This window comes from Myroides guanonis, from assembly GCF_900114085.1.
Classification (GTDB): Bacteria; Bacteroidota; Bacteroidia; order Flavobacteriales; family Flavobacteriaceae; genus Flavobacterium; species Flavobacterium guanonis.
Window position 1 is genome coordinate 109000 of record NZ_FORU01000011.1, and the last position, 12220, is coordinate 121219.

At 33.5% G+C, this 12220-nt stretch carries 12 protein-coding genes; 5 read left to right on the top strand and 7 right to left on the bottom strand.

The window, feature by feature from the left end:
- The 4 genes from BM024_RS10035 to BM024_RS10050 all read right to left on the bottom strand — a co-directional run bounded on the left by BM024_RS10035 (position 1) and on the right by BM024_RS10050 (position 3317).
- The gene (locus BM024_RS10035; protein ID WP_090679811.1) at positions 1-825 is read right to left on the bottom strand and encodes a thymidylate synthase; all 825 of its coding nucleotides are present in this window, start codon (positions 823-825) and stop codon (positions 1-3) included.
- 14 nt (positions 826-839) lie between these two features.
- Complete coding sequence (locus BM024_RS10040; RefSeq protein WP_090679813.1) at positions 840-1460, bottom strand: bifunctional nuclease family protein; 621 nt, start codon at positions 1458-1460, stop codon at positions 840-842.
- Between the two features lie 91 nt (positions 1461-1551).
- The gene (locus BM024_RS10045; RefSeq protein ID WP_090679815.1) at positions 1552-2520 is read right to left on the bottom strand and encodes an electron transfer flavoprotein subunit alpha/FixB family protein; all 969 of its coding nucleotides are present in this window, start codon (positions 2518-2520) and stop codon (positions 1552-1554) included.
- A gap of 50 nt (positions 2521-2570) precedes the next feature.
- Positions 2571-3317 carry an electron transfer flavoprotein subunit beta/FixA family protein gene (locus BM024_RS10050; protein ID WP_090679816.1) on the bottom strand — a complete coding sequence of 249 codons (747 nt, stop codon included), beginning with the start codon at positions 3315-3317 and terminating at the stop codon, positions 2571-2573.
- Between the two features lie 407 nt (positions 3318-3724).
- On the opposite strand from BM024_RS10050, the gene BM024_RS10055 reads away from it, so the two are divergent.
- The 5 genes from BM024_RS10055 (at position 3725) to BM024_RS10075 (ending at position 10201) form a co-directional block, all read left to right on the top strand.
- The gene (locus BM024_RS10055) at positions 3725-4702 is read left to right on the top strand and encodes a pyruvate dehydrogenase complex E1 component subunit beta (RefSeq protein ID WP_090679818.1); all 978 of its coding nucleotides are present in this window, start codon (positions 3725-3727) and stop codon (positions 4700-4702) included.
- Positions 4703-4769: 67 nt separating this feature from the next.
- Positions 4770-7253, top strand: a complete 2484-nt coding sequence (locus BM024_RS10060) for a DUF5686 and carboxypeptidase-like regulatory domain-containing protein (RefSeq protein WP_090679820.1) — start codon at positions 4770-4772, stop codon at positions 7251-7253.
- 82 nt (positions 7254-7335) lie between these two features.
- Positions 7336-7866: an inorganic diphosphatase gene (locus BM024_RS10065; RefSeq protein WP_090679822.1), complete on the top strand. Its 531-nt coding sequence runs from the start codon at positions 7336-7338 to the stop codon at positions 7864-7866.
- 283 nt (positions 7867-8149) lie between these two features.
- A complete protein-coding gene (locus BM024_RS10070; protein ID WP_090679824.1) occupies positions 8150-9589 on the top strand; it encodes an alanine/glycine:cation symporter family protein in 1440 nt (479 codons plus the stop codon).
- A gap of 51 nt (positions 9590-9640) precedes the next feature.
- On the top strand, positions 9641-10201 hold the full coding sequence (locus BM024_RS10075) for a GNAT family N-acetyltransferase (RefSeq protein ID WP_090679826.1): 561 nt from the start codon (positions 9641-9643) through the stop codon (positions 10199-10201).
- Positions 10202-10330: 129 nt separating this feature from the next.
- Here the strand turns inward: BM024_RS10075 and BM024_RS10080 are convergent, their stop codons facing one another.
- The 3 genes from BM024_RS10080 to BM024_RS10090 all read right to left on the bottom strand — a co-directional run.
- The gene (locus BM024_RS10080) at positions 10331-10846 is read right to left on the bottom strand and encodes a gamma carbonic anhydrase family protein (protein ID WP_090679827.1); all 516 of its coding nucleotides are present in this window, start codon (positions 10844-10846) and stop codon (positions 10331-10333) included.
- A 71-nt stretch (positions 10847-10917) separates the two neighbouring features.
- The gene (locus BM024_RS10085; RefSeq protein ID WP_090679829.1) at positions 10918-11904 is read right to left on the bottom strand and encodes a PorP/SprF family type IX secretion system membrane protein; all 987 of its coding nucleotides are present in this window, start codon (positions 11902-11904) and stop codon (positions 10918-10920) included.
- Positions 11905-11911: 7 nt separating this feature from the next.
- A partial coding sequence (locus tag BM024_RS10090; protein WP_143077758.1) for a T9SS type B sorting domain-containing protein occupies positions 11912-12220 on the bottom strand: 309 nt, incomplete at its 5' end.

Consider the following 12220-nt stretch of genomic DNA (forward strand, 5'->3'; position numbering starts at 1 on the left):
TTAAATAGACACAACTCCTTTTATCGCAGGATGAGGCTCATAATTTTCCAAAACAAAGTCTTCAAATTGGAAATCAAAAATATCTTTCACTTTAGGATTTAACTTCATTATTGGAAGATCTTTCGGTTTTCTTGTCAGTTGCAATGCAACTTGCTCAAAATGGTTATTATATATATGCACATCTCCAAAAGTGTGAACAAAATCTCCTACTTCTAAATCACAAACCTGAGCAACCATCATAGTCAGCAAAGCATAAGACGCAATATTAAACGGCACACCTAAGAACACATCAGCACTTCGTTGATACAATTGACATGACAATTTCCCATCTGCCACATAAAACTGAAAAAAAGAATGACAAGGAGGTAAAGCTGCTTTTCCATTTGCTACATTTTCGGCAAAAGAAAGATTTGTATTTGGCATTACACTAGGATTCCAAGCACTCACCATAATCCTTCTGCTATCTGGATTGTTTTTCAAGGTATCGATAACCTCCTGAATTTGATCAATCCCCTCTCCATTCCAATTTCTCCATTGATACCCATACACAGGTCCTAAATCTCCATTTTCATCAGCCCACTCATCCCAAATCTTAACCCCATTTTCCTTCAAATAAGCAATATTTGTATCCCCTTTCAAAAACCAAAGAAGTTCAAAAATAATTGATTTTAAGTGAACTTTTTTAGTAGTCACTATTGGAAACCCTTTTGACAAATCAAAACGCATTTGGTGCCCAAAAAGACTTTTAGTCCCTGTTCCTGTTCTATCTCCTTTTTGAGTACCTCTCTCAACAATTTCATTTAATAAATCAAGATATTGCTTCATAACGGATTTTATTTTTATAATTCTTTTTTAGATATTTCGTCTCTAAGTTTTGCTGCCTTTTCATAATTCTCAGACAACACTGCTTGCTCTAACAATCTATTTAATTCTGTTAAACTAAACCTTGAATAATCATCTACAGCATCCTCTCTAACCTTATCAGGATCCTGACTCGTTCTCTCAACTTTATTCACAGAAACTTCTTTATCTGTTTCAATGGATGAATTATTTAAAATAATCCCCGCCTTATCAAGAATGCTTTTATAAGTAAATATCGGTGCAAAAAAACGAATTGCCAACGCAATAGCATCAGAAGTTCTTGCATCAATTATCTCTTCAATTCCATCCCTCTCACAAATTATACTAGAAAAGAAAACTCCATCAACTAGCTTATGAATAATCACTTGTTTTAATACAATATCAAATCTGTCAGAAAAATTCTTAAACAAATCGTGCGTCAGAGGTCTAGGAGGCTTTATTTCATCCTCAATTGCTATAGCTATTGATTGGGCTTCAAACGCACCTATTACAATTGGCAATTTACGCTCTCCACCTACCTCATCTAAAATCAAAGCATAAGCTCCATTTTGTGTATGGCTATATGATATCCCCTTAATAGATAACTTAACTAAACTCATAAATCTGTATTTAAAATAAAAAAGCAACTAAAGCAAAGATAATCATTTCTTCGCTTTAATTGCTTTAATATATAATGTAGACTGCGTTGAATTATGAATTCTTCGCTTTAAATTCCTTTAATTTTTCAGTTAGTTTTGGCACAACTTGAAATGCATCACCTACAATTCCGTAATCAGCAACTTTGAAAAATGGAGCTTCAGGATCTGTATTAATAACCACTTTTACTTTTGAAGAATTAATTCCAGCGATATGCTGAATAGCTCCAGAAATACCAACTGCAATATACAAGTTAGCAGCTACAGGCTTTCCTGTTTGCCCAACATGCTCCTCATGAGATCTCCAATCTAAGTCAGACACTGGTTTTGAACAAGCCAATGCAGCACCTAAAACATCTGCCAACTCCTCCAACATACCCCAATTCTCAGGCCCTTTTAACCCTCGTCCTCCTGACACAACTATATCAGCATCTGCGATAGTAACTTTTCCTGACATTTTCTCAACACCTTCTACTTTCATAGAAAAATCCGCATCATTCAATACTGGAGAAAAATCTTCTTTTGTCAAAGATGAAATTGACTCAACTACTCCATAAGAGTTTTTAGCTAAACCAATAACTTTTACATCTGTAAGTATCTCAGAATGATTAAATGCTTTATTAGAAAAAGCAGTACGCTTAACCACAAATGGAGATGTACTTTCTGGTAAAGCAACCACATTAGAAGCATACCCCGCATCCAATCCTACAGCCACTAAAGGTGCTAAATACAAACTATCTGTTGAAGACGACAAAACAACTAATTTAGCCGCTTCTTTCTGAGCCGCTTGCTTCAACACATCCGCATAAGCTTTTGCATTAAAAGTTTTTAGTGAATCATTTGAAACCACTAAAACTCTATCAACTCCATAATTACCTAATTCACTTACATCAGTAGCATTTATAGTCACTGCCGTTACAGTAGTCCCCATAGAGGTTGCAACATTTTTTGCATAAGAGGCTAGCTCTAATGCTACTTTCTTAAACTTACCTTCTGCTGATTCAGCATATATTAAAATAGACATAATCTAAACTTTATTCGATTTAACTTTTACTATAACTTCTAGAACTAAAATTAGATCACTTTAGCCTCATTGTGTAACAAATTAATTAATTCATCTAAATTCTCAGGATCAATTAATTTAACCGCAGATTTCGCTGCCGGTTTTTCAAACTTAACTGCTTTTGTAGCAGCCTCAACACCAATCGGCTCCAAAACAGTTAATGCTTTAGTACGAGCAGTCATAATTCCTCGCATATTAGGAATACGTAAATCTTTTTCTTCAACAATTCCCTTTTGTGTTCCAATTACTAATGGTAAAGTAGCAGCAATAGTTTCCTTTCCACCATCTATTTGACGAATAACTTTCGCCGAAGTACCATCTACTTCAATACCTTCACATGAATTAATAAAATCATAACCAACAAGAGCTGATAACATTCCTGGAACCATTCCTCCGTTATAATCCAAAGATTCTTTACCTGCAAAAACCAAATCATAAGATCCATTCTTTACTACTTCAGCTAATTGTTTGGCAACAAATGTTCCATCTAATGGATTTGCATTAATACGTATTGCTTCATCTGCTCCAATAGCCAACGCTTTTCTCAAAGTTGGTTCTGTATCTACACCACCTACATTAATAACAGTTACTTGAGCTCCTTGCTTTTCTTTAAACCAGATTGCACGAGTTAATCCAAATTCATCATTGGGATTGATTACAAACTGCACTCCATTTGTATCAAATTCAGAATCACCATTCGTAAAATTAATCTTCGAAGTAGTATCAGGCACATGGCTGATGCAAACTAATATTTTCATCTATCTACGTTTTTTGTTTTTTAATTTACTTAGAGTACGAAAATAATAATTAATTTCCAAAACACTACTATGCACGCATACTAATTAACATCAAAAACAAATCTCTCTCCACGAACTAACAACAGAATTAAAAACTAAATATCCTACTTCTAAACAAGTTTAATATTCTTTTTTACTGGGTGCATCTATAGTGTATCTATAATGCATCTATACTCTATCTATAGATAGAAGTGTTTTTATAGATACTATATAGATGGAGTATAGATACTATATAGGAAGAATCAACAAACAACAAGTTACAGTGTTAAACATTCTAGAAACATCTGATAAGGAGCAATACTATAGGATTACTTAATAAATTTTTCTAATTTTGTCAGCCTTATATAGTACTGAAAAAAGAAAAAATTATGAGAACGATTCAATTTAGAGAAGCGATTTGCGAAGCTATGAGCGAAGAAATGCGTCGCGACGAATCTATATATTTAATGGGTGAAGAAGTTGCTGAATACAATGGAGCTTACAAAGCCTCTAAAGGAATGTTAGATGAATTTGGTCCAAAACGCGTTATTGACACCCCTATTGCTGAGTTAGGTTTTAGTGGAATTGCAGTTGGTTCCGCTATGAACGGAAATCGTCCTATCGTAGAGTTCATGACTTTCAACTTCTCTTTAGTTGGTATTGACCAAATAATTAACAATGCCGCGAAATTAAGACAAATGTCTGGTGGACAGTTCTCAATGCCAATTGTATTTAGAGGACCTACCGCTTCTGCTGGCCAATTAGGTGCAACACACTCTCAAGCATTTGAGAACTGGTTTGCAAATACACCTGGTCTAAAAGTAGTTGTTCCTTCTAACCCATATGACGCTAAAGGTTTATTAAAAGCTGCGATTAGAGATAACGATCCAGTTATTTTTATGGAATCTGAGCAAATGTATGGTGACAAGGGTGAAGTTCCTGACGGAGAATACATCATCCCATTAGGAGTAGCTGATATAAAACGAGAAGGCTCTGATGTAACTATTGTTTCTTTTGGTAAAATAATAAAAGAAGCTTATATCGCTGCTGATGAATTAGCAAAAGAAGGTATTTCATGTGAAATTATAGACCTAAGAACGGTTCGCCCAATGGATCATGAAACTATTTTAAACTCAGTTAAAAAAACAAATCGCTTAGTAGTTTTAGAAGAAGCATGGCCATTTGCTAGCGTTTCATCTGAAATAGCATATATCGTACAAGAGCAAGCATTTGACCATCTAGACGCTCCTATTCAAAGGATCACTACAGCAGATGTCCCTGCACCTTACTCTCCAGTCCTATTAAAAGAGTGGTTACCTAATTCCGAGGATGTAATAAAAGCAGTAAAGAAAGTGCTTTACAAATAAAAAATAGTATATTCGAAAGCTCCATTTTTTAATTAGAAATGGAGCTTTTTTTATTATAAATTGCTATATGAGAGAAAATCTACACTTCTTTTTTTTATTGTTTTTTATTAGTTTTATTGCACACTCTCAAACCAAAGTTAGTGGACAAATAAAAGACCCAAACAACGAAACTATACCTTATTGTAGTGTTTATTTCAAGAACTCTACACAAGGAGTTATTGCTAATGAATATGGTAAATTTTACTTAGAGTCAGAAAACACTTACGACACATTGGTCATTTCATTTGTAGGCTATGAAACACTAGAAATATCTCTTACAAAAAAAGTGAATTTAGATTTAAATGTAGTTTTACAAGAAGACAACCTGCTTGCTGAAGTAAAAATATTCGCAGGAAAAACATCCAAAAAAAACAATCCTGCAATAGATATCTTACGAAAAATTTGGGCACGCAAAAGACAGAACGGACTACATATGTTCAATCAGTACCAACTTGATAAATACGAAAAAATAGAATTTGACCTTAACACTGTGGATAGTGCCTTTCAGAAAAAACGAATTTTCAAAGGTATGGAATTCATATTTAATCATATAGACACATCTAAAGTCACAGGAAAAACATACTTACCAATCTTTATCAATGAAAATATAAGTGAAGTATATGGCGACAACACTATCAACAAAAAAATTGAAAAGACATTAGGAAATAAAAACTCAGGTTTCGACACTAATCAACACATTATTGCTTTTGTAAAAGACCTGTACGCAGAATATAATATATATGATAACTATTTAAAATTCTTCGATAAAGATTTCGTGAGCCCACTTTCTCGAACAGGTATAAATGTTTATAACTATGTACTTGCAGACAGTGCTTTTATTGATGACAAATGGTGCTATAACATCGTTTATTACCCTAGAAGAAAGGGAGAATTAACTTTCAAAGGTGACTTCTGGGTTAATGATAGCACATTCGCTATAAAGAAAATAAATTTAGAGGCGAGTAAAGATGCTAATATAAATTGGGTTAAAGACATTTACATAGAACAAGAATTCGATGTTATCAATGACTCTGTCTTCTTGCTAACCAAAGACTATATGATGTCTGATTTTAGTATCTCAAAAAAAGAGTCCTCTAAAGGGATTTATGGAAAAAGAACTACTATTTTCAAGAATCATTTATTCAACAACACCAAGCCAGTTGATTTCTACAAAGAAGATGTAAACATATATGATGAAAATGTATACACCCGTTCTGACGATTTCTGGAAAAGCTATCGTTTTGAGCCTTTAAACAAGGATGAACTCGGCATTTACAAAATGCTCGACACCCTTAAAACTGTACCTAGATTCAATAGACTATTTAACATAGGTACTATTTTAGCAAGTAATTATATACAAGTAGGTAATTTTGATTATGGCCCAATATTTTCTTCATTTGGATATAACGATGTGGAAGGAGTTAGATTAAGAGCCGGAGGAAGAACTTATTTTGGACAAAATGACAAATGGAGACTAGAGGGTTATACAGCCTACGGATTTAATGACAACAAATTCAAATATGGAATATCAGGAAAAATCCTATTAAGCAACAAAAACAGACTTATGTTGTTTGGAGGAAACAGACGAGATGTGGAACAAATTGGAGTCAGCCTAACAGCCACAAGCGATGTATTAGGGAGGAGTTTCGCTTCTAGTTCACTTTTCGCTAGTGGAGATAATTCCAAACTTACAGATATTAGCCTAAGTACACTTGGTTTTGAAATAGAACCACTAAAAAACTTAAAATTCAGCACTACGTTTAGCTATAGAACCCTACAGTCAGCTTCAGAAACCTTTAGCCTAGATTATTATATAAACAAAGCTAATAACATTACAAAAGGTGATTTAAAGCAATCTGAGGTTAATATAGCAATTGATTACACCCCAAAGAAAAAGACTATTGGATACGGAGTTGACCGTACCATTGTAGATAGTCGCTATACACATTTACACCTTTCTTACAGCCAAGGTTTTAAAGGAGTAATTGACAGTGATTTTGACTATACTAAATTACAACTTTATTTGAGGCAACCTATTTTAGTTGGTGGGTTCGGTATGCTAACTTCTACATTTGAAGCTGGTAAAACATTTGGAGAAATTCCTCTAGGCCTTATGAGTGTAATCCCTGGTAATCAATCATATTTCTCAATTGAGAACACCTTTAATATGCTTAACTATTATGAATTTATAACAGATGAATACACTTCATTACATTTAGAACACAATTTCAATGGTCGTTTATTATCTAGAATTCCCTTCTTGAGAGACTTAAACCTAAGAGAGATAATTGGAATCAAAGGGGTATATGGTACTATTTCCAACGAAAATAGAGCATTAAACGCTTCTAATATTCCTTATTTAGCACCAGAAGATATTTATTGGGAATATCATGCAGGTATTGCTAATATTTTCAAAGTTGTACGCATAGATTTTTCTTGGAGAGGAAATTACCTTCATCTACCTGAAGCAAAGCGATTTGGAGTAAAAGCCTCATTTACACTTGAATTCTAATAAAAATAGGAAAACCTTGTATTAAAGAGGGAATTAAATTACTTTTGCAATCATTTTGAATAAGTTTTAAGAAAAAATAATTATGGAAAATACATTTGAATCTTTCGACGCCTTTGTTGAAATTCCTGCAGGTAGTAGAAATAAATATGAATACGATTTTGAACTAAAAAGACTTCGCTTCGACCGTCTTTTATATAGTGCAATGCGTTATCCTGCAGATTATGGATTCATTCCAGAAACCTTAGCTCTAGATGGAGATCCTCTAGATGTTTTAGTAATGTTTACAGAACCTTCTATTCCTGGATTAGTAGTTGAAGTTAAACCTGTTGGTATATTCTTTATGGAAGATGACAAAGGTCCAGATGAAAAAATTCTATGCGTACCGGTTTCTGATCCAATTATGAATGAACTAAATGACATCGAAGACGTAAGTAGCCACTTCAAAAAAGAAGTAGAACATTTCTTTGAAGTATATAAAGACTTAGAAAATAAAAAAGTTACTACAAATGGATTTGGTAACAAAGCAGCTGCGATTGCAATGATTAAAGAATGTAAAGATCGTTTTGACGCTATTGAAAACAAAGAAGAGGGTTTATTTAGCATCCGATTCTAATCAGGCTAATACGAAATCACTATAAAAAAGGGTTAAAATCAATTGATTTTAACCCTTTTTTATATTCATATTTAGCGTCAAAACACTCCAAATAACGATTCCAATCATTTTTAAGACAAATTTTTCCTTTTATAAAACACCTATCAATAAAACCTTCTATTCAATAACAATTTCTTTAACTATACATAAAATAGGGTTAAATCAAACAATAAATACTTGACTCAAAAATGAACTTGGCTTTTTTGTTTTATATTTACTTCCTTTCATCCAACAAAATCTATTTATGGAAGAATATGTCAAGATAATAAATGAATTTATTTGGTCAGATTTATTTATAGCCCTTTGTCTTTGTACTGGTTTATATTTTACAATTCGAACAAAGTTTGTGCAAGTACGTTTTTTCAAACACATGATCAAACTTCTATTTACAGAAGGGAGCTCTGAGAAAGGAGTCAGTCCATTCCAAGCTTTTAGCATTGCTATAGCAGGTCGTGTTGGAGTTGGGAATATTGTTGGAGTTGCAACAGCAATTGCAGCAGGTGGACCAGGAGCTATTTTTTGGATGTGGATGATAGCATTTTTAGGAAGCGCCTCAGCTTTTGTTGAATCAACATTAGCTCAAATTTACAAAACAGAAAAAAATGGTCAGTATTGCGGAGGTCCTGCATTCTATATTGAAAAAGGAACCGGTAAAAAATACTTTGCACTTCTATTTGCTGTGGTAACAATTATTAGCTGTTGCTTTTTTCTACCAGGAATACAAAGTAACAGTATCTCTGTCAGCCTAAATAATGCTTTCGATATTCCTTTTGAAATATCAGGATTAGCAGTTTGTATACTTCTAGCATTAACAGTTTTCGGCGGTGCAAAAAAAATAGGAATGATTACTCAGGTAGTTGTACCTTTTATGGCTGTTGCATATATTATTATGGCTTTAGTCATAATCGCTTTAAACATTTCATCAGTACCAGAAATATTTGGATTAATTTTCCGCTCTGCTTTTAATTTAGAAGCTACTTTTAGCGGTGTATTTGGAGCTGCTATTGCGTGGGGAGTAAAACGAGGAATATATTCTAATGAAGCTGGACAAGGTACAGCACCGCATGCCGCTGCCGCTGCCGCAACTTCTCATCCCGTAAAACAAGGTCTTGTTCAAGCTTTTTCTGTCTATATAGACACTCTATTCGTTTGTACAGCAACAGCATTAATGATACTCTTCACCGGACAATATAATGTAATGGATGGAGCCGGAAATTACATCATACATAATTTACCTAATGTCAAACCTGGCTCTGAATTCACAGTAAATGCAATCGCTCAACACTTTCCTAGTATAGCAAATCAATTTATTGCCGTTGCATTAACTTTTTTTGCCTTTACCACTACCATGTCGTATGTCTTTATTGCAGAGTCAAACTTTGACTACCTAAGTAAAAAGAGAAATTTAGTACTAAGATGGTGTATGAGATTAACAATACTTGCTTGTACATATTTCGCAGCAATTAACGAATCAAGTACCGTTTGGAGTATTGGTGATATTGGAGTAGGAACAATGGCATGGATTAACTTTATTGCCATAATTATACTACACAAACCAGCGATGATTGCCTTAAATGATTATATAGCACAAAGAAAAAAAGGTATAGATCCTGTTTTTGACCCTATAAAACTAGGAATTAAAAATACCGACAAACTATGGAATAAAGAGGAGCAAAAGATATAACTTCACTTCTACCTTTGAATAATTTAATTTAACAATTTAATCATAAGTAAAATGATAATTAGACCCGCTAAAAAATCAGATGCAGATATTGTTCCGGAACTAATGTTACAAGCAATGGAAGAAATCATTTTTAATTTTATAGGTAAAAATGATATAGAAGAAGCGATTCATTTTTTGACCAAATTCTTTTCAGAGCCAAACAACCAATATAGCTTTGAAAACACTTTTGTAATTGAAGATGAAGAAAAAAACATTATTGGCTCCCTTACAGCCTATAATGGAGATGACCTTGACAAACTCCGAGCGCCAGTTCTTAAGTACATGAAAGAACATTACAATATAACTCTTCAACCAGAAAATGAAACAGAGGGTAATGAATATTACTTAGACACAGTTTCTGTTTCACCTTCTCATCAAGGACAAGGAATAGGAAGTCTATTATTGAAACACGGTATTGAATTTGCTAAACAAAACGGTTACTCACAAGTAGGATTATTAGTTGATTTAGACAACCCAAATGCACAACGTTTGTATGAAAAATTAGGGTTTCTATTGGGAAAAGAAACACAATTGGTAGGTGGCTCATATAACCATATGTATATAAATTTCTAAAAAATTGATTCATAAATAAAAAAACTCTTGTAAGCAGATTTACAAGAGTTTTTTTATTTACAGACAGGAATCTTAAGAAAGACATTAAAGGCGGTAAAAACCTCTATAACAAACTTTAATCACACATCTTTATTCCTCTTTAAACCAACTAGAATACATAACATAGTTATTAGATATCCTTTCAATCTCTCCAGCAAAATTTGATTTATCTAAATCCTTTACCTTTTTCGCTGGAACACCAGCATAAATACTCCCAGACTCAACAACAGTATTCTGAGTAATTACAGCACCCGCCGCAATTATAGAATTACTTTCAACAATACAATTATCCATTATTATCGCCCCCATACCAATTAAAACATTGTCATGTACAACACAACCGTGTACAATCGCATTGTGCCCTATAGAAACATTATTACCTATAAGTGTTTTATGCTTTTCATATGTACAATGAATAACAGCTCCGTCTTGAACATTGACCTTATTTCCTAAAACAATTGAATTCACATCCCCTCTTAATACAGCATTAAACCAAATACTACATTCTTTACCAATCTTAACATCCCCTACGATAGTCGCATTCTCAGCAATAAAACAATCCTCTTCAATCTGAGGATGAATCCCTCTAACTCCTTTTATAATCATCTTTACTAAATAAAAAAATCCCGATAAATATCGGGATTTTTTTATAAAAGTATTGAATTAATAAATCTAATTTAATAACGATCCGATTTACATAGAAGATCTATACCTATTGTAATTTGATGAAAACCACCTTTATCAAATTTTACATTACCTGTCAATTGTGAATAAGTATAAGCAACCATAAACTTTTTATAATTCAAACCAATGAAAGGTGTGATATATTGTTGTCTTTGAGTTTTCAACTCAGTGTCCTTAAGAAATTCTGCTCCATCAAAATTTTGACGAAACGAAACTCCCCCCCATAGCTTACCAAAATCAAAATCGCGGTAAACTTTCATATTCACATCAATCCCTTTTTCTTCAGTTTCTTCAGTATACTGCAACATTAAAGACGGTTCATATCTCCATCCAGTATTAGACTGCGTACCAAAAACATAACCCGCAGATAATATATATTTTCTCAAATTATCACTTTCTATATCGGTATACATGTCACGCTTACTAGTAACAGCATTTTTAACTGTAAAATGTGCGTTAAAATCCAAATATTGATAAGACACTCCTACATCAACATTAAAATAAGAATCTTTCTGCTCCATACCACCATTAATAATAGGATCATATCCACCTCCAAATTCAGTTTCATCCAAGACCGTACGAACCATACCTGCACTCATACCAAATGACAATACATTAATATCGTAATCCCCTCTTGTATATCGATTAAACATAATATGATGAGCATAGGTCAATTTACCTCCTGCCTGAGAATGGTAACCATTTCTATCATTAAAAGCTATAAATCCAATACCAGATTGATCTCCTAAACTAGTATTAAAACTTAAAGTTTGTAAAGCAGGAGCTTCATCTTGGTTAGACCACTGTTGATTTGCAGTTACACGTATCTGTCCACAATTTGCAGCTCCAGCCATTGAAGGATGAATCAAGTAATAGTTATCTGTTAGATAGTCTGAGTACACAGACATACCTTCTTGAGCAAAACCAAACTGCGATAACACTACCGCTAGTATTACATAACGTTTCTTAAAAATCTTCATAAACTAACTATCTTTTTAGTGAAAAATGTCCTTTGTATTCTCTTTTATTTCCTGAAAAATCATTGTACTCTATCGTAAACCAGTAATCCGTAGATGGCATTGGTCTACCTCCGTAAGTTCCATCCCAACCTTCTCCCAATGGACTCAGCTGTTTGAGTAACTTACCACTGCGGTCAAAGATATAAATCTTTGCACCTGGTTGACTCTTAACTCCCAAAACATTCCATGTGTCGTTAAACCCATCCCCGTTAGGTGTAAAGTATTTTGGATAATTCATGATAGAAACAACCTTAGACACAGCACAAGCTCCTGTAAT